Origin of the sequence: Roseovarius atlanticus, from assembly GCF_001441615.1 — a bacterium.
Classification (GTDB): Bacteria; Pseudomonadota; Alphaproteobacteria; order Rhodobacterales; family Rhodobacteraceae; genus Roseovarius; species Roseovarius atlanticus.
The window spans coordinates 40,152-57,501 of the sequence record NZ_LAXJ01000024.1 but is presented as its reverse complement, the minus strand read 5'-3'; the positions used below and the strand labels follow the sequence as shown (position 1 = coordinate 57,501).

Annotated in this window: 19 protein-coding genes; 17 read left to right on the top strand and 2 right to left on the bottom strand. The window is 62.0% G+C overall.

Translation table 11 applies throughout. The features are described 5' to 3' along the window. The 6 genes from XM53_RS18405 to XM53_RS18380 all read left to right on the top strand — a co-directional run. A partial coding sequence (locus tag XM53_RS18405; protein WP_144435608.1) for a c-type cytochrome occupies positions 1–299 on the top strand: 299 nt, incomplete at its 5' end. A 107-nt stretch (positions 300–406) separates the two neighbouring features. Continuing rightward, positions 407–2,917, top strand: coding sequence for a cytochrome c oxidase subunit I (gene ctaD, locus XM53_RS18400; protein ID WP_236544558.1), 2,511 nt, complete (start codon positions 407–409; stop codon positions 2,915–2,917). 10 nt (positions 2,918–2,927) lie between these two features. Beyond that, positions 2,928–3,299 carry a hypothetical protein gene (locus XM53_RS18395; protein WP_057795996.1) on the top strand — a complete coding sequence of 124 codons (372 nt, stop codon included), beginning with the start codon at positions 2,928–2,930 and terminating at the stop codon, positions 3,297–3,299. A gap of 20 nt (positions 3,300–3,319) precedes the next feature. Then, positions 3,320–3,862 carry a cytochrome c oxidase assembly protein gene (locus XM53_RS18390; protein ID WP_408006092.1) on the top strand — a complete coding sequence of 181 codons (543 nt, stop codon included), beginning with the start codon at positions 3,320–3,322 and terminating at the stop codon, positions 3,860–3,862. Then, positions 3,859–4,932 carry a c-type cytochrome gene (locus XM53_RS18385; protein WP_057795992.1) on the top strand — a complete coding sequence of 358 codons (1,074 nt, stop codon included), beginning with the start codon at positions 3,859–3,861 and terminating at the stop codon, positions 4,930–4,932. Before XM53_RS18390 ends, XM53_RS18385 begins: the two co-directional genes overlap by 4 nt. A gap of 303 nt (positions 4,933–5,235) precedes the next feature. Then, positions 5,236–7,548 carry a matrixin family metalloprotease gene (locus XM53_RS18380; protein ID WP_057795990.1) on the top strand — a complete coding sequence of 771 codons (2,313 nt, stop codon included), beginning with the start codon at positions 5,236–5,238 and terminating at the stop codon, positions 7,546–7,548. A 263-nt stretch (positions 7,549–7,811) separates the two neighbouring features. On the opposite strand, the gene XM53_RS18375 is transcribed toward XM53_RS18380, so the two are convergent. Then, positions 7,812–8,411, bottom strand: coding sequence for a hypothetical protein (locus tag XM53_RS18375; protein WP_057795988.1), 600 nt, complete (start codon positions 8,409–8,411; stop codon positions 7,812–7,814). 425 nt (positions 8,412–8,836) lie between these two features. On the opposite strand from XM53_RS18375, the gene XM53_RS18370 reads away from it, so the two are divergent. From XM53_RS18370 to XM53_RS22720, 5 genes are read left to right on the top strand one after another with little or no spacing between them, the layout of a single operon-like run. Continuing rightward, positions 8,837–10,015, top strand: coding sequence for a phage portal protein (locus XM53_RS18370; RefSeq protein ID WP_057795985.1), 1,179 nt, complete (start codon positions 8,837–8,839; stop codon positions 10,013–10,015). Then, a complete protein-coding gene (locus tag XM53_RS18365; RefSeq protein WP_057795983.1) occupies positions 10,012–10,341 on the top strand; it encodes a gene transfer agent family protein in 330 nt (109 codons plus the stop codon). The genes XM53_RS18370 and XM53_RS18365 overlap by 4 nt, the downstream gene beginning before the upstream one ends. Continuing rightward, positions 10,338–11,891, top strand: a complete 1,554-nt coding sequence (locus XM53_RS18360; RefSeq protein WP_057795981.1) for a phage major capsid protein — start codon at positions 10,338–10,340, stop codon at positions 11,889–11,891. The genes XM53_RS18365 and XM53_RS18360 overlap by 4 nt, the downstream gene beginning before the upstream one ends. 7 nt (positions 11,892–11,898) lie before the next feature. Next, on the top strand, positions 11,899–12,525 hold the full coding sequence (locus tag XM53_RS18355; RefSeq protein WP_057795979.1) for a hypothetical protein: 627 nt from the start codon (positions 11,899–11,901) through the stop codon (positions 12,523–12,525). Then, positions 12,525–12,869, top strand: a complete 345-nt coding sequence (locus tag XM53_RS22720; protein WP_082631112.1) for an HNH endonuclease — start codon at positions 12,525–12,527, stop codon at positions 12,867–12,869. Before XM53_RS18355 ends, XM53_RS22720 begins: the two co-directional genes overlap by 1 nt. An 11-nt stretch (positions 12,870–12,880) precedes the next feature. On the opposite strand, the gene XM53_RS22715 is transcribed toward XM53_RS22720, so the two are convergent. Continuing rightward, positions 12,881–13,690: an HNH endonuclease gene (locus XM53_RS22715; protein WP_082631111.1), complete on the bottom strand. Its 810-nt coding sequence runs from the start codon at positions 13,688–13,690 to the stop codon at positions 12,881–12,883. 173 nt (positions 13,691–13,863) lie between these two features. Here XM53_RS22715 and XM53_RS18345 point away from each other — a divergent pair, with 173 nt between their 5' ends. The 6 genes from XM53_RS18345 to XM53_RS18320 are packed head-to-tail and all read left to right on the top strand — an operon-like array spanning position 13,864 to position 17,348. Then, positions 13,864–14,160, top strand: a complete 297-nt coding sequence (locus XM53_RS18345; protein WP_082631110.1) for a head-tail connector protein — start codon at positions 13,864–13,866, stop codon at positions 14,158–14,160. After that, a complete protein-coding gene (locus XM53_RS18340) occupies positions 14,147–14,581 on the top strand; it encodes an HK97-gp10 family putative phage morphogenesis protein (protein WP_057795975.1) in 435 nt (144 codons plus the stop codon). The genes XM53_RS18345 and XM53_RS18340 overlap by 14 nt, the downstream gene beginning before the upstream one ends. Beyond that, positions 14,578–14,997, top strand: coding sequence for a DUF3168 domain-containing protein (locus XM53_RS18335; RefSeq protein ID WP_057795973.1), 420 nt, complete (start codon positions 14,578–14,580; stop codon positions 14,995–14,997). Before XM53_RS18340 ends, XM53_RS18335 begins: the two co-directional genes overlap by 4 nt. A gap of 2 nt (positions 14,998–14,999) precedes the next feature. Further along, positions 15,000–15,317 carry a phage head closure protein gene (locus XM53_RS18330; RefSeq protein ID WP_057795972.1) on the top strand — a complete coding sequence of 106 codons (318 nt, stop codon included), beginning with the start codon at positions 15,000–15,002 and terminating at the stop codon, positions 15,315–15,317. Next, entirely contained in the window at positions 15,314–15,703 is a 390-nt protein-coding gene (locus tag XM53_RS18325; RefSeq protein ID WP_057795971.1) for a P27 family phage terminase small subunit, read from the top strand. The genes XM53_RS18330 and XM53_RS18325 overlap by 4 nt, the downstream gene beginning before the upstream one ends. A gap of 1 nt (position 15,704) precedes the next feature. Next, positions 15,705–17,348 (top strand): terminase large subunit, encoded by a 1,644-nt coding sequence (locus XM53_RS18320; RefSeq protein ID WP_082631109.1) that lies wholly within the window; start codon positions 15,705–15,707, stop codon positions 17,346–17,348. Positions 17,349–17,350 lie beyond the last annotated feature (2 nt).

Genomic DNA, 17,350 nt, shown 5'->3' with positions numbered 1-17,350 from the left:
CGGTGGCACCCGCCAGCGCCGAGGCGCAGCGCGGCGCCGAGCTATTCCTGTCCGAAGGCTGTGGCGGCTGTCATGCGGTGCGCGGCACCCAAGCCGAAGGGCAGGTGGGCCCGGACCTGACGCATCTGGCCTCGCGCGTATCGCTGGCGGCAGGCATCCTGCCGATGACCGAGGACGCGCTGCGCGACTGGGTGCGCGACCCGGCAGAGTTCAAGCCCGGGGTCGAGATGCCGGGCTATGACCACCTGTCGGATGAAGAATTGTCTGCGATGGCGGCCTATCTTGGGGGACTGGAATGAGCGACACCGACACCCCCAAAGACACCCCCCAAGGCACCGCCCGGCGCGGCGATGGCGGCAAGGTTTACGACGCAGGCCCCGAGGGCACCTATCCCCCGACCGAAGAGATGCTGGATGTGCCCGTCGACCCGGAGGTGAAGGCCAGGCGCGAGGCGGATCTTAGGAAAGCGTGGGAGACGCCGAAAGGCTGGCGCTACTGGTCGGCGGTCAACAATACCGAGGTGGGCGTGTGGTACTCGCTGACCGCCTTTTTCTTCATGCTGTGCGCGGGCGTGCTGGCCCTTTTGATGCGGATCCAGCTGGCGGTGCCGGACAACGATTTCCTGAGTGCCGACCGCTTCAACCAGTTCTTTACCATGCACGGCTCGGCGATGATGTTCCTCTTTGCCGTCCCGATGTTCGAGGCGGTGTCGATCCTGATCCTGCCGGCCTTTCTGGGCGCGCGGGACATGCCGTTTCCGCGCCTGTCGGCCTATGGTTACTGGTCGTTTCTGATCGGCGGAATTTTCGTTCTGGGCTCGATCCTGTTCAATGTCGCGCCCAGTTCGGGCTGGTTCATGTACCCGCCGCTGGCGACCGAGCAGGAGGGGATCGGGCCGGACATCTGGCTTTTGGGTCTGTCCTTCATCGAGGTCGCGTCGATTGCCGCGGCGGTGGAATTGATCGTGGGCACGATCAAGTGCCGTCCGCCGGGAATGCGCATCAACCTGATGCCGCTTTACGCGTGGTACGTGCTGGTGGTGGGCGTGATGATCCTTTTCGCCTTTCCGCCGCTCATCGCGGGGGATTTCCTGTTCGAGCTGCAACGCTCGATGGACTGGCCCTTTTTCGACCCCGACCGGGGCGGCGACCCCCTGTTGTGGCAGCACCTTTTCTGGATCTTCGGACACCCGGAGGTCTACATCGTCTTCCTGCCATCCATCGCCATCGCCGCGATGATCGTGCCGACGGCGGCGCAGCGGCCGATGGTGGGGTATTCCTGGATCGTGCTGTCGGCGGTCGGTGTGGGGTTCCTGAGCTTCGGTCTGTGGGTGCACCACATGTTCACCACCGGGCTGCCGTCTTTGTCGCTGGGCTTTTTCTCGGCGGCGTCCGAGGCGGTGGTGATCCCGACGGGCGTACAGATCTTCGCCTTTGTCGCCACGTTGATGGTGGGCCGCGTGACTATGAGCCAACCGATGCTGTGGATCGCGGGTGCCTTGGCGATTTTCACCGCCGGCGGGCTGACCGGGGTGATGGTGGCCATCGCGCCCTTCGACTGGCAGGTGCATGACACCTATTTCATCGTGGCGCACCTGCATTACACGCTTTTCGGCGGCATGGTCTTTCCGATCATCGGGGGGATCTATTATTTCTACCCGTTCTTCACCAAGAAGAAGATGTCGGACCGGCTGAGCAAATGGGCATTCTGGCTGACCTTCTCGGGCTTCAACATCTGTTTCCTGCCGATGCATTTGACAGGCTTGCAGGGGATGCCGCGGCGCGTCTTCACATACCCCGAGGCTGCCGGGTGGGACGTGCTGAACATGGTGTCGACCGTGGGCAGCTTCATCGTGGCCGCCGGCATCCTGGTCTTCGCATGGGATCTGTTGCGCCCCAAGGGCAAGCAACCGCTGACCGAGCGGAACCCGTGGAACGGTGGCACGCTGGAATGGTCGCATGACGTGCCGGAGGAGGCGTGGGGCGTGCGCTCGGTGCCCTACATCACCTCGCGCTATCCGCTGTGGGAGCAGCCGAAATTCCTGGAGCGGTTCGACAAGGGCAAGTTCTACATCCCCGACGCGCCCGAGGGGCGGCGCGAGACCATCGTGACCTCGGCGGTGGACGCGGTGCCGCAGGCGGTCGTGCAGGTCACCGGGCCGGCCTGGATCACGCTGTGGGCGGCGGCGTTCACTGGCGGCGCGTTCATCCTGCCGGTTTTCAAGTTTTACTGGCTGTCGGCGTTTTCGGGCGTGTGTGCCGTGGCCTGCGTGATCTACTGGCTATGGACCTCGACCGCGCAGGTGCCGAAAGACCCGATGCGGGACGCGGGGCTTGGCCTGCGCCTGCCGGTCTATGTGACCGGGCCCAAGGCGCCGGGGTGGTGGGCCGTCTTCATAACCATGCTGGGGGATGCGACGGCCTTTGCCAGCCTCGTCTTCGGTGTGTTCTTTTTCTGGACGGCGCGGCCGGATTTCCCGCCCGAGGGCGCGGCGTTGCCCGACGTGACCTGGGCGCTGATGGCCTTGCTGGCCTTTGTGGTCGCCTGGGGCGCGACGGTGGCGGCGCGAGAGTTGAACCGGGGCGGGCGACAGGGCGTGGCACGCTGGTGCATCGTCGGTGCAGTAATGGCGACCTGCGCGGCGCTGGGGGGCATGTGGCTGGCGATCGTGATGCCGGGGCTTCAACCCGAAACCCACGCCTTTCCGGCGGTGATGTACGCGATGACGGTCTGGACCTCGGCGCATTGCGTGCTGGCGGTGATCATGCTGCTCTATTGCCTGGCGGGCAGCGTGTTCGGCAAGCTGACCCAACGTTACGATGCCGATCTGCGCAACACGACGCTGTTCTGGCATTTCATGTGCCTGTCAGGGGTGATCACGACGCTGTTGGTCGGCGTGGCCCCGAGGCTGATGTGAGGCGGATAGGATGACCGAGGAAACCCCGTTCCGGCACGAAAGCATCTGGCACATGGTCGCCGCACCCACGGTCTGGACGCTGCATTTCGCGATCATCTACGCGATCACGGCAGTGGAATGCAGCAAGATCGGCACGCCCGAGGTGGCGCGGCTGTCGATCCTGGTGCTGACCGTGGCGGCGCTTGCGGTGATCGGTGTCATCGCGTGGAAGGCGTGGGTGCAGTGGGATTACCCGGATGACCAGGACTACGTGCATGACAAGCCCACAGTCGAGGACCGGCGCGAGTTCCTTGGGCACGCGGGGTTCCTGCTGAGCATCGCGTCGGCCATCGGGGTGATCTTCGTGGCGATGCCGGCGCTCTTCATAGAGACCTGCCTTTGAGGCTGGCAGGGATCTCTGCGTTGGCGCTGCTGGCCGGGCTTTACCTGCCGCCTTGGGAGGCATGGGCGGGGCCGTTTCCGGCGCATATGCTGAGGCATATGGGGCTGGTGGCGGGCGTGGCGCCCTTGATGATGCTGGCGTGGCCGGGCCTGGCCCGGCGGTTCGCGGTGCCGGTGATGCTGGCGGCGGTCGTCGAGTTCGCCATCGTCTGGGCGTGGCACCTGCCTCAGTTGCACGGGTTCGCGCAGCTGAGCCTTGGCGGGCGGGTGCTGGAGCAGCTGGCGTTCCTGGCCGCCGGGCTGGCCGTGTGGTCCGGGGCGCTTCATGCGCGCCAGCCGCTGGTGGGGGCAGGGGGGCTGTTCCTGACGTCGATGCACATGACTTTACTGGGCGCGCTGCTGGTTCTGGCCCCCGGTGATCTTTACGCCGAGATCTGTGGCCGGGCGCCGGACCTTTCGGGCCAGCAGCTGGGCGGTATCCTGATGCTGGCGATCGGCACGCCGGTCTACCTTGTGGGGGCCTTGGTGCTGGCCGCGCGCGTGATACGGGAGGAGACGGCATGAGGTGGGTGCGGGAGCTGCACGGCAGGACGGTGATCACCATGGCGGGCATCGCCGCCGTGCTGGGCCTTGTGGTGGCGGTTCTGATCATCGGTGTGGGCCTGTTCAACGTCTCGGCGCGGCAGGGGCATTGGCCCGGCGTGACCTGGGCGATGCACACCACCTTCGAAAGCTCGGTAGGCTTTCGCGCGCCGCCAGATAGCGCGGTGCCGGACAATCTGGATACGCCCGACATGGTGGCGCTGGGGGCCGGACATTACAAATCCGCCTGCATGGACTGTCACGGCGCGCCGGGCGTGCCGCGCAGCGCCACGGTGCAGCAGATGCTGCCCGAACCGCCCTCGCTTGCGCTGGTGGCCGACCACTGGAGCGCGCCCGAGATGCACTGGATCATCCATAATGGCATCAAGATGAGCGGGATGCCTGCCTGGCCTGCGGAGCGGAAAGACGATGTCTGGCCGCTGGTCGCTTTCCTGCGAGCGCAGAAGGGAATGACGCCGGAGACATGGCAGGCGATGACGGACGATGCCGAGGGAGGCTGTGCGGTGTGCCACGGACCGGACGGTGTCAGCCAGAACGCGCAGGTGCCGCGGCTGGATATCCTGTCGGAGACGTATATCGCGCAAAGCCTTGCCGCCTATCGCGACGGCACGCGCGACAGCGGGATCATGTACGAGGTGATGAGCCAGCTTCCCAAGGCGTCGGTCGAGCGGCTGGCGCGGAGTTTTGCGGACGTCTCGCCCGAGGGCACGGCGATGGCGCCGGCGGAGCTGGCCGCGGAAGGTCGGGCGCTGGCCTTTGCCGAAGGCGGCTCGCAAAGCGTGCCGGCGTGCCGGGCCTGTCACGGGCCGTGGAGCGCGCCGATCAATCCGGCCTTTCCGTCGCTGGCCGGACAGCACGCGCCCTATCTCGCGCAGCAATTGACGCTGTGGCGCGAAGGCAACCGCGGCGGAGGCCGGGCGGCGGAGTTGATGTTCAAGGCCTCGAAAGACCTCACGGACGAGGAAATCGCGGCGCTCGCGGCCTATTATTCCGGGCTGAAGCCCGCAAAGCTTGACGATACGGCGGAGTAGGCTGCCTCGGCCGGTCTCTGCGGTCTTTTTCGGGCCGGTTCATCAAAAAGCACATGCCCGACGCATGACGGCTTGAAACGGCGTTTGCTTTCCGCGGTCGACGTCTAAACATGCCGCCGCTGGACGTAGCCTGCACCGGGTTTCCGTGACCAACCCCATGGACCGTGCGTCCAAGCGCGTTGTGTGGCACGTCCGAGACACGTTTTGCCAGACCCCTTTAAAGAATTGCACCAAAAGCATGGGCCTCGTAACGTGACAGAGCGACCCTTCTCGTGAATCCAAATTGAATATTGGGGATTTTCCATGTGCCAGATTTGTGCCGAGTTTCGACCCTATGCAAACAGCTGTGATTATGAGGGTCTTGGCCTCGATGACGCAGGGCAGCCCGCACCGGCCGCAAATAACGCGCAGCCCTCTGCTGATCTGACCGACGGCTTTACCGACGCCGAATTCGACGCCTATCTCGAGACAGTGTTGCAGGCCAACGATTTTTCGTACTCGACGTGGCCCTTCACGCCTGCGACTGGCCCGATCCAACTGACGTATAGCTTTGAAACCGCCCCGACCGCCGATTTCCCGTGGAGCAATGTGGGAGGCGGATTCTCGGCTTATACAGCCGCGGAGGAAGCCGCGGTTCGGCGTGCGCTTGAAGAATTCGAACGGGTCATCAATGTCGAGTTCGTAGAGATCGCCTCGGGTGGCGATGCGGATATCGCGTTCTTTCAGGCCGGCGATCTGAACACAGATGTCGCGGCGGTCTATGGCGGGCGTGGGCGCTGGCAGTATTCGGGGGATCAATGGGACGGGGCCGTGATCTTCAATTCGGCGCGCGACCTGTCGCAAGACCGCGAATTCGACCTTATCCTGCACGAAATCGGGCATAGCCTGGGGCTGCGACATCCGGGCGATTATGACATCGGCGGCAACAACCCGAACGGTCCCTTCCTGCCCGAAGCGTTGGACAGTGATCAATACTCGATCATGTCCTATTCCAGCAATGCGGTCGGCAATCAGGAAAGCCGCGAACTGATGCTGTTCGATATCGCGGCCCTGCAAGAATGGTGGGGCGCGAATGACTCCTATGCCACTGGAGATGACGTCTATACCGCGCGTGGCGAAAACCGATTTCACGTGATCTGGGATGCCGGCGGCACCGATATGATCCGGCATTTGAACGGTCCCGCGCATATTGATCTGAGGCAAGGCGCGTTTTCCACCTTGTCGGGGGTCACCGAACTGGTGATCGGTCGCAATGCCGTGATCGAGAATGCCCAGGCCGGATCCTTCAACGATACGCTGATCGGAAATTCGGCGTCCAACCACCTTGACGGCGGGCTTGGCAACGATGCGCTGACCGGCGGGCTGGGCGATGACACGATCGTGGGAGGCGGCGGCAGTGACATTGCGGTGATAAATGCGGCCCAAACCGCAATCACGGTGCGTGGCAGCGCGAGCGGGACCGGCCTCGTCGTGTTCAGCGCCGATGGCACTGACTTGATCGACGCCTCGGTCGAGGACGTTGAGTTCACCGATGGCACGCTCAGCTATGCGCAGCTCGCCGCACTTGTAGGCACGATGCCCACCGAATTTGCAGACACACTGACCGGCACCGGTGCGGGCGACACGATTGACGGGCTTGGCGGCAACGACACGATCGATGGCCTTGGCGGACGCGACAGCCTGATCGGCGGACTGGGGGATGACAGCCTTATCGGCGGTTCGAACTTTGACACGCTGGAAGGCGGGGCCGGCAATGATACCCTCTCGGGCGGTGAACAAGCCGACCTGCTGCGCGGTGGGGATGACAATGACTTTGCCGATGGGGGCGACGGCGCCGACCAGATCTATGGCGATGGCGGTGACGATACGCTGCTTGGCGGCTCGGGCGCGGACCGGATATATGGCGGTGACGGCGATGACAGCATCGACGCGGGATTCAACTTTGGCCCTTCGGTGGACGGGGTCGAAGGCGGCGCCGGGAATGACACGATCGATGGCGGCGTCGGCTTTGATTTGCTGATCGGCGGCGACGGCAACGACCTAATCCGAGGCGGCAATCAGGCCGACAACCTCTATGGTGACGCAGGCAATGACACGTTGATCGGCGGCAACGGCTTCGACCGGCTGTTTGGCGGCGATGGCGACGATCTGCTACAGGACTTCGATGGGTTGGGTGGCTTTTTCGGAGGCACCGGTAACGACACGATCGACGGTGGAGACGCGGCTACATTCATCTTTGGCCAGCAGGGCAATGACGTGATCAATGCGGGCGGTGGTGATGACCGGATCGGCGGCAACTCGGGCTTTGACACGATCAACGCGGGCGCTGGCAACGATACGATTTTCGGTGATTTCAACGCTGACACGTTCGTATTCGAGGATGGTCACGGCTCGGACGTCGTTGGCGATTTCGACGCGATGAATGATTTTGAAAAAATTGATCTAAGCGGCTTGTCGACAATCAACTCGCTGGCGGATCTGAACCTGATGTCGAGCACCTCGGGCGCTGCCTCGCAGGTGGGGGCTGATGTTGAAATCGACACCGGTGGCGGTAACTCTATCACGTTGGTTGGCGTCAATCTCGACGATCTGGATGCGAACGACTTTATCTTCTGAGGGTATAATCAGCTGCCTGATAGCATGGGCAAAGCGGCCCCGCATCCGGTCATCGAACATGGCGGGATGCAGGTCTCGTCCGCAGGAGATCAATTGGCGGAGGCTCAGTCCGACGATCATTCGAATGAATTTATGTAAGGTATTGAATTATAATCTAAAAACATTCTTCACGTATCGCATTTTGTATAGCAAAATGTATAGCAAATTTGAGTTGTGCCGAGTGGCAGGTGCTATCCAGTCTTAGCGATGAATTCTCGTAGCACTCAGCTAAGCAGTGCAAGCGCTTCCTTCGGCTTGCAAATTTTCTCCATTCCTAGACGCGCAAGCTTGTGGGCGTTTCTCTGGAAGTCTTTTGTGTTCTTAGTGACGAATACATCTCTGCCTGCAGCGATATGCGAATAGGCGGATACGACATCGCACCAGGTGTTTCGCCACCGCGATAATTCTACGGATTGGATTGCATCGTCTGTGAGCTTTTCACCTTCCTTTAGATAGCTAACTGCATGTCTATTAACATTCGGCGCAATTACCTGCCAAAGAGCATCCATTTTGCGCTCAAAGTCGTCACCATCTCCAACAATGTAACAGAAGTCGATGTAGCTCAGCCCTATGATGGCTGGCATTGGAACTAGAGGTAGATCACTCCATCCAAGCAGAGAAATTCTATCTTGGAACAGGCGGCTGTTTCCGGGAAATCGCTTTGACTTCGCGTTTTCTGAAGCGGACGCAGCCAAAAGAGCGACTTCTGCGGCACCAGCACGATGATGATCCACCAACTCTATTATCGTCGGCGCATCGGCCCTACATTCTTCAACCTCGATAACGCAGTTCCAATCCAGTGTGAATTTGAGCTGCGTTGCCAATTGAGGTCTCCGGCGGTCATGGTGTCAATGTCGAGGTCCGGCGAAGATTGACGCTACAAACAAACTGCCAGACTACCAGCTCCGAGTCTGTTCGGCGCTCTTGTCAGCCTAGTCGCTCTCGGAATGCACAGCCTCAAAATGTGCTTCGCAATCCTGATAGGCGTCACACTCCAAGTCACCATCCGAATTGGGGCTCATATCTGCGCCGCAGTGCGGACAAGTCTTCTGTTCGGCAATAAGCCTTTTGGTAGCGCCCATAGCTGCCTCTCCTCGGTTGCATCGTTTAGCAGATACTAGGCGCTGCGAATTCTGCTTTCAATCCAGTGTCGGATTTTCGGTCAAATTGTTACAGTATAACTTTTTACTTTCGTCGCGCCGAGGGGTGTGGTATTTTTGCCACAACTCAGCACTTTGCAGCGGACCCCATGCCCTTCGACAAGCTCAAGAAAGCCCTCGGTTTCAGCGCCGAAGAAAAAGCGCTCACCCTGGCGGACCCCGACGCCCTGACCTTGTTCGGGGTGCTGCCTACCACGTCCGGCGTCTCCATCGGCCCAGGCATAGCGATGCGCGTTCCTGCCGTGGCTTGTGCCGTTGGGCTTATCTCGGAAACCATCGGCTCATTGCCGGTCAAACTTCATGATCGCGCCAGCAAGGCCGCGCTGACGAACCACCCGGCCTATCGTCTGGTCCATGATGAAGCGAACGAATGGACCAGCGCGGCAGAACTGCGTCGTGACCTGACTCTTGATGCGCTTCAGCACGGGGCAGGCCACGCCCAGGTGATCCGCACGAATGACGGCACGCCCTACGAGCTGCACCGCATGGAACCTGGCAAGGTCCAGCGTGACCTGGAACCGGACGGCGAACCCTTCTACCGCGTCACGACCAATGCAGGGCAGGTGCAGCTGTCCTTCCGCGACGTGCTGCGCATCGAAGCAATCGGTGGCGTCTCACCTATCGTGATGGGCCGCGAGGCTATCGCGCTGGCGCTGAGCTTCGAAAGCCATATCGGCGGTATCTTTGCCAATGGTGGCCGTCCCTCTGGCGTCATCAAGGCGCAGAAGGTGATGGACGTTGAAGCGAAGAAGAAAGTGGCCTCTAGCTGGTTCGCCACGCATGGCGGCAGCAAGGCAGGCGGCACCGCCATTCTTGATGAAGGGATGGACTACACGCCCCTGAGCATGACCCTGGCCGACACTCAGTTTGCCGAAAACCGGCTTGAGCAGATCCGCGAGATTGCGCGCGTCTTCCGGGTGCCGCCTACCATGCTCTTCGAGCTGTCGCGCGGCACCTGGTCAAACACCGAAGAGATGGCGCGCCAGTTCATGCAGATCACGCTGAAGCCGTGGCTGACCGATTGGGCCTGGGCCTACGCGCGCTGCCTGCTGACCCCAGAAGAACGCAAGGCCGCATACTTCGAAGCCGTCACCGACGATCTGCTGCGCACCGACACCGCAGCCCGTGCCACGGCCTACGGCCAATATCGCAGCATGGGCGTGATGACCGCGAACGAGGTGCGCGCCGCCCAGAACCTTCCGCCCCTTCCTGGCGGCAATGAGCTTTCCAACCCCTACACATCCACAGACAAGGATCCTGCCGCATGAAGCACAAGGCGTTCTTCGGTGACGGTGAATACACCTTCGCCCTGACTGACAGCATGATCGCAGAGCTTGAGCGCCTGGCCGAGCTTGGGATCGGCGCGTTCTACCTGCGCGCGGTCAACATGCAGTTCAATCTTGCCGATCTGATCGAGGTGATCCGCTTGGGTCTGATCGGTGGCGGCACCGCCCCGGAGAGGGCAGCGCAGCTTGTCGATACCTACGCCCGGAACCAGGCGATTGATGACCTGTATCCGCTGGCGCTGAATATCCTGGACGCGCGTTGGGGTGGTGCCGTCGAAGCCGAACCTCAGAGTGAGGACGCGGCATGACTGAGCGCGTAGAGATCAAGGCAGCTCTGGCCGTTACGGATGAAGGCGAGATCACCGGGGTAGCCTGGCCGTTCGGCAGCCCTGACCGGGTAGGCGACGTGATCGAGAAGGGTGCGCTTACTGCGCCTGGTTCGCTGCCGATGCTCTTTGCCCATGACCAGGGCCAGGTGATCGGCGTTTGGGAGCAGATCGAAGAGACCGACCAGGGCCTCACCGTCAAAGGCCGCTTGCTGGTCGAAGACGTGGAGCGGGCGCGCGAGGTGCGCGCCATGATCCGCACCAAAGCCGTCTCTGGCCTGTCTATCGGTTTCGTCACGAAGAAGGCGCAACGCAACGCCAAAGGCCGCACGATCACAGCCGCCGAGCTTCACGAAATTTCTGTTGTCGCCGTTCCTGCGCATCCCGGCGCACAGATCACTTCCATCAAATCGGATGCAACCACGATCCCCACAGCCCTCAAGGAGAACCCCGCAGTGGAAAACGAGGAAATCGAACACGAGCAGAAGGCCGCAACCCCGGCCAATGACACGCCCCAGGTGCCGCAGATCGACGCCAAGGCATTCAACGAAATCAAGGACCGGCTCGACCGGCTGGAAGCCAAAGGCAACCGTCCCCAGATCACCGGCCCTGCAAACCCTGTCATGGGCGCAGAAGAGGTCAAAGCCTTCACGCATTACCTGTCCACGGGCGAGAAGAAATCGCTGACCACGGCCAGTGACACCGCGAACCATATCCTGGCACCGGAAGACGTGAGCGGCGAGTTCATCCGCAACTTGGTGGAATACAGCCCCATCCGTGGCATTGCTGACGTGCGCACGACCGGCGCGGCAAACATCATCCTGCCGAAGCGCACCGGCATTACCAACGCCGCATGGGTTGGTGAAACCGACGCACGGACCGGCAGTGAGCCGAGCTTCGGCCAGGCAGAGATCGCCGTGAAGGAAATCGCGACCTTCGTGGATATGTCACTTCAGCTTGCCGAAGACAGCGCCAACGTCCTGAGCGAAGTGAACCTCGCTCTGGCTGAAGACTTCGGCCAGAAAGAGAACGTCTCGTTCGTGAGCGGCAACACCGCGCTTGAGCCTGCCGGGTTCATGGTCGATGCGAACATCGGCGCGACCGACGCGGCAAGCGGTGCGGAAATCGCACCTGATGAGCTGATCGCGCTCATGTATGGGCTGCCTGCCACCTACCGGAACGCCGGTGCCTGGGTGATGAACGGCCAGACCCTGGCTGCAATTCGCACCCTGAAAGACGGCCACGGCAACTACCTGTGGCAGCCGTCCTACCAGGCAGGCCAGCCCGAAACCATCCTCGGCCGCCCGGTGGTCGAAGCCGTAGACATGCCGGATATCGGCGCTGAAGCTGAGCCGATCATCTTCGGTGACTTCAAGCGTGGCTATCGGATCTATGACCGCCTGTCCCTGGCGGTCCTGGCAGACCCCTACACGCAGCGCGCCAACGGCCTGATGCGCTATCACGCCCGCCGCCGCGTCGGCGCTGGTGTGGTTCGCCCTGATGCGTTCCGCAAGCTGAAGATGGCTGCCTAAGCCGACCATGAAAGCGCAGCTCGCATATGACGAAATCGCGTTGGAATACGGTGGCAACACCGTGTTCCTGCGTCCATCTTTGCGGGCTGCAATCCATCTTGAGCGGCTGCACGGCGGGTTCGCCCCGTTGCTGCACAAGATCGAGGAATTCGATACGCGCACGATCTGGCATGTGATCACCGCAGCCGCCTGTAAAGAAGCCAGTGACCCGCTGTTCGCCCACGCGGCCAGGCAATCGCTGAGAAGCTTCCAGCAAGCCGCCCAGGTGCCCTGCCTAAGCCTGGTAGCCGCGTTTTTTCCCGCACCCCCGGATGAAGTAGAGCCACAGCCCAGCACGGCAGAACCGACACCTTGGGGCAAGCTGTTCAAAGAGCTTTACGGCTTCGCAACCGGCTGGCTTGGCTGGACCCCGGAGACAGCCTGGAATGCCACGCCGCAAGAGATCACCGACGCCTTCAACGCGCACGTCGCCAAGCTGAAGGCTATTCACGGTGAGGCAGATGAAGCGGACACCGCCCAAAACGAAGACCAGCGCCGGGCGAACGTTGAGCAAGGCCTTGATCCCGAGTTCGACAGGGCAGGGCTGCAAAGCCTGCAAGGGCTGGCCGTCATGCGTGAGGGGATGGCCGTCTGATGCCGAAGCCGCTCCATATCTGCATATGCGGCAAGACAGTGCCGAACGGCCACCGCTGCGCCTGCCAGGTGGCGCGCACCCGTGAGCGCAATCGCCGGCACGATGCCAATCGCCCTACGGCCTCACAGCGTGGCTATGGCCGTGAGTGGCGCGTTGCGCGTGATGCGTTCCTTAAGCGGAATGATCACTGCGCCTGGCCCGGCTGTGGTGCACCTGCGACCACGGTGGATCACATCAAGCCGCACCGTGGCGACATGCACCTGTTTTGGGATCGCACTAACTGGCAGCCGCTTTGCACGTCCTGCCACAATCGCCGGAAGCAACGGCAGGAGCGCGGAGCATGATCGCGCTCTCTTCAGAAACCTTCGATAAGTTTGACGAAGTTCAGCATTTCTTCGTTCCGCACCTTCGCATCGCGCCCGAAATGCGCCCGACGATGGCAGTTCGGACAAAGGCCGATCATGAACCGCGGATCATCCGGTCCTCCGTCACTCAGCCTGCGAATGTGATGCGCTTCCAGAAACGGCGCGTTGCTGGGAGTGAAAAATGGCGCAGGCTCACCGCAATCTTCACATTTGCCTTTGGCGCGCGCCAAGACGTAATCACGAATAACTTTGCTTCGCTCGAACACCGTGCCCCTCTTAGACTTGCCCGGCTGCGGACTATCGGATGCTGCTGCAAGTGCGCGCTGGCGCATCGCGTTGAGATCATCGGTCGCAGGTTCGATCGGCATTTCATCTACAGCTTCTATAACTGCTTCGAGCGGGCGCAGCTCGAAAACGAATGCGTTGCGCATGTTGCCTTCTGTGTCCGGCGCCGGGCGCTCAAGAATACCCTCGACGACATACTGCCCTTCAAATCTCAGACCTTCTTTGGTCTTTCGGAAGAGCAAGAGATCCTTTCCGTTCTCGGTGTGGTTCGCCACGGCATTGTTGCCGCGAACCATGAGCATATCTCCGATTTGGCCTTCGCCGAAATACTCAAACACTCCATCCGGGCGCAACGCATCACTGTAACCGTGCTGACCGCCTTCCTCGCCAGTGATGACAATCACCAGGTTGTGCTCTTTGGGAGTGATAATGCCGCCTTGTTGTTGGCCGGCAAACCTAGCGTGGATGTCTTGGCGCCGATTGTAGGTGCGACCAACCTCAAATCCCCATGTCACAGAAGAACCTCTTTCACTCAATTCCCTGGTTTGAAACTCGCAGCTCGCCGGCTCCAAGTCGAGTGCAAGCGTGAGGGGGGTATCCCTAATTATTCGTTAACTTCGGGGACCGGCGGGGGGAGGTCCGCACAAGACAGCCCGAAAATAAGTTTTTCAGAATTGGAGGCGAGCTGATGGCCGCACTGACCCCGGTTGCTTTGCTGAAATCGCAGCTCAACCTTGAACACGATCTTGATGATACGCTGCTGGCGCACAAGCTGGACGCCGCCGAGATCTGGATCGGCAACTACACCGGCAGCCCGTTCGCGCCTGGTGAAGCCGTGTTGACCGAAGCCGCACTTCAGCTTGCCGCCTACTGGTATGAGCAACGCGAAAGCGCAAGCGACGTGACCCTGCGCCCGGTGCCGTTCGGCGTCCACGATCTGCTGGCTTCTTACAGGGAGGCAGTGACCGGCCATGTCGAAGACTAAGAGCCTGGCGGAACAGTCGCGCATCCTGGGCGAGCGCCTGAAAGCCATTCCCGAAACGGTCCTGCGCGACGTGCAACCTGCCCTGGTCAAAGGTGCAGAGGAAGTCGCCGGCGCAATGGGCGCGCTTGTGCCAGTCGATGAAGGCGACCTGAAAGCGTCAATCACAGTGACCCCGCCCGGCCAGACCACGCCGCCTTACGCAGAGGGTGGCGGCGAGCGCACGGCAGGCGAGAACCAGGCGCTTGTGACGGTTGGAAACGAAGGCGTTCGCCACGGCCACTTGCAAGAGTTCGGCACGGTGAAGGCCGAAGCCCAGCCGTTCATGCGTCCTGGTGCGCGGATCGCGAAGCCGAAGGCGCTGCGCCGTATTCAGCGCGCCGTGGGTAGGGCCGTTCGCAAGGCAGCGGAGGGCGGCAAATGATCGACCCCAGCCTTGAATTCCAGACAGCCATTCGCGCGGCGCTGATCGAGAACCAGGTCGTGAGCGAGCTTGTTCCGGCTGATCACGTTCGGGCAGGATCGACGCGCCCGGACAAGTTGCCGTGCATCATCCTGGCGTCACCTCAACTTATCAACCTGGGCCGCGCCGGTGGCGGCGCGTTCCTGTCGCGCGTGTTCATCGACCTGCATATCTGGGCGCTTGAAGACGGGGCAGACATGGCCCGGCAGATCGGCGCAGCGGTATCAGTGGCGCTCTGGGATGCGCCGCAGAGCGCCACGGTTGGTATTGATGGCTATGAGCGCCCCAGCTTCACCTACATGCGCGACCCTGACCCCGAACGGGCCTACTGCCACGGCGTCGGCACCGTTGAAGGCGTGATCCGGTGGAGCGTGTGACTATGATCAAGGCAGGCAAACTTGATCGGCAGATCACCATTGAGCGCCAGGCAGAAACCGTCGCGGCAAGCGGTTCGGTGTCGAAGGCTTGGACCACGTTAGCGACGGTTCGGGCTGAGCTGGTGCAGCTTGCCGCCGAAGAATACCTCGCAGGCTTCGGTGAGGCTGACACGGGCGGCGCAGTGTTCCGCATCCGCTACCTGGCAGGGATCACGACCGCCGACCGCGTGACCTTCGACGGCGCGACCTATGACATTGAAGAAATCGCAGAGCTGGGCCGCAAGCGCGGTCTTGAGCTGCGTTGCGCGAGGGTGGCATGAGTGTTCATTCGCGCGGCGTGAAGCCTGCCCTTGGCCCTGACAGTGACGCCCTGATGAAAGCGCCGCCGGTGCCGAAGTATCTTTCGGCCCATGCAAAGGCAGAGTGGAAGCGGATCATGCCGCAGCTCATTGCCCGGCAGATCATCACGAAAGCCGACCTGGCAGGCGTGGAGCATTACTGCGTTGCGGTAGGAGCCGCGCACCAGATCGCGGACACGATGAGCGCCGGTGCCTTGCCCGATCTGAAGCTGGGCGGTCTGCAAATCCGCTACATGCAGACCGCCCGCCAGCTTGCCGCTGAATACGGCCTGACCCCGACCAGCCGCGCCCGGATCGGTGCTGCCGTGCCGGACGATGACGACGCCGACAATCCGCTGGCGGTGTAACGTGACCAAGGCGAGCGCATACCCTGCCTGGATCGACGATGGCAGCGCAATCCCTGACCCGTTGGGGCATGGGCAGCGCGCGGTCACGTTTCTCAAGCGCTTGCGCCACCCGGCAGCGGTGAACGAGAACCGCGCGCCCAAAGCCGCGAACAGCCACCCTAGAGCCTTCCAGCTTGCGCCGTTTCAAGAGCGGATCGTGCGGCGCATCTATGGGCCGCGCCATGAAGACGGGCGGCGCGTGGTGAAGACAGTCTTCTTGATGCTGCCCAGGGGCAACCGGAAGACCAGCCTGGCCGCTGCACTGTCGCTGTTGCATGTGATCGGCCCTGAGAAGGTGCCTGCCGGGCAGGTGATCTTCGCGGCTTCTGATCGGGAACAGGCCGGTATCGGCTTTCGGGAAGCCGCCGATATCATCCGCGAAGACCAGCGCCTGGTGGCGGCTACGCGGATCCACGACGCCTTCAACAGCGCCAAGCAGATCACGCACCTTGGTAGCAGTGCGCGGTTGCGCGCGGTGTCGAGTGATGGCCGCGCCCAGCACGGCACCACACCGGCCTTCGTTCTGGCTGACGAGATCCACGCCTGGACCGGGCGTGATCTTTGGGAAGCTCTGAAGTCTGGGCTGGCAAAGACCGACGATAGCCTTCTGGTGATCGCCACCACGGCAGGGCGCGGCCACGAGACCCTGGCCGCAGAGCAATACGACTACGCCAGGCGCGTGGCCCTGGGCGAGATCGACAACCCCGAGTTCCTGCCAATCATCTTTGCCGCTGAGCCGGATGACGACTGGCAGAGCGAGGAAGTCTGGCACCGGGTAAACCCCGGCTTGCAGCACGGCTTCCCGAGCCTGTCCGGTCTGCGCAGCCTGGCGAATGAAGCCAAGGATCACCCGGCAGAGCGCTACAGCTTCCAGCAATACAACCTCAATATCTGGCACGGGAACAGCCGCGACCCGCTCTTCAGCATGATGGCCTACGATGCCCGGCACTTCGATGATGACGAAACGGACCTGGAAGCGCTGCCGTGCTGGATCGGCGTGGACATGGCCCTTTCTGGCGACACAGCCGCCGTTGTCGCCGCCTGGTTGCATGATGATGGGCAGATCACCATCAAGCCCTGGTTCTTCGTGCCTGGCGATGACCTGAAAGGGCGCAGTGAGCGGGACGGGGTGCCGTATGAGCGCTGGCGCGACGAAGGGGTGATCACGGCCACGCCTGGGCCGATCATCGACCCTGAAGCTGTCGAGGATCATTTGCGCGAGCTGGCCGCGCGCCATGACGTGCGCGAGATCGCCTTTGACCCCCATCTTGCCCGGCAGATCATGCAGCGGCTTTACGATGACGGCTTGCCGGTGATCGAGCTGCGCCAGGCTCCGCTGAGTATGGGCGTGGCGATTGGTGATCTGGAACGTGTCGTTAACGGCCACCTGATCCGGCACGACGCGCATCCGGTGCTGCGCCACCACTTTGATAGCGTGGTTGCATCGCGCAACCCGTCATCGGGCCTCGTGCGGATGCACAAGGACCGGAAAACCGACCGCATCGACGGTGCAGTCGCGGCGGCTATGGCTGTTCACCGTGCGGTGGCGGGCGAGTCCATGAAATCGAGCTACACCGGCGAAGACGCCGAGATTTTCACCTTCTGAGG

Coding starts and splice junctions, on each gene's coding strand:
- ctaD (WP_236544558.1), top strand. CDS start 407: ATGCTGGATGTGCCCGTCGACCCGGAGGTGAAGGCCAGGCGCGAGGCG.
- XM53_RS18395 (WP_057795996.1), top strand. CDS start 2,928: ATGACCGAGGAAACCCCGTTCCGGCACGAAAGCATCTGGCACATGGTC.
- XM53_RS18385 (WP_057795992.1), top strand. CDS start 3,859: ATGAGGTGGGTGCGGGAGCTGCACGGCAGGACGGTGATCACCATGGCG.
- XM53_RS18380 (WP_057795990.1), top strand. CDS start 5,236: ATGTGCCAGATTTGTGCCGAGTTTCGACCCTATGCAAACAGCTGTGAT.
- XM53_RS18370 (WP_057795985.1), top strand. CDS start 8,837: ATGCCCTTCGACAAGCTCAAGAAAGCCCTCGGTTTCAGCGCCGAAGAA.
- XM53_RS18365 (WP_057795983.1), top strand. CDS start 10,012: ATGAAGCACAAGGCGTTCTTCGGTGACGGTGAATACACCTTCGCCCTG.
- XM53_RS18360 (WP_057795981.1), top strand. CDS start 10,338: ATGACTGAGCGCGTAGAGATCAAGGCAGCTCTGGCCGTTACGGATGAA.
- XM53_RS18355 (WP_057795979.1), top strand. CDS start 11,899: ATGAAAGCGCAGCTCGCATATGACGAAATCGCGTTGGAATACGGTGGC.
- XM53_RS22720 (WP_082631112.1), top strand. CDS start 12,525: ATGCCGAAGCCGCTCCATATCTGCATATGCGGCAAGACAGTGCCGAAC.
- XM53_RS18345 (WP_082631110.1), top strand. CDS start 13,864: ATGGCCGCACTGACCCCGGTTGCTTTGCTGAAATCGCAGCTCAACCTT.
- XM53_RS18340 (WP_057795975.1), top strand. CDS start 14,147: ATGTCGAAGACTAAGAGCCTGGCGGAACAGTCGCGCATCCTGGGCGAG.
- XM53_RS18335 (WP_057795973.1), top strand. CDS start 14,578: ATGATCGACCCCAGCCTTGAATTCCAGACAGCCATTCGCGCGGCGCTG.
- XM53_RS18330 (WP_057795972.1), top strand. CDS start 15,000: ATGATCAAGGCAGGCAAACTTGATCGGCAGATCACCATTGAGCGCCAG.
- XM53_RS18325 (WP_057795971.1), top strand. CDS start 15,314: ATGAGTGTTCATTCGCGCGGCGTGAAGCCTGCCCTTGGCCCTGACAGT.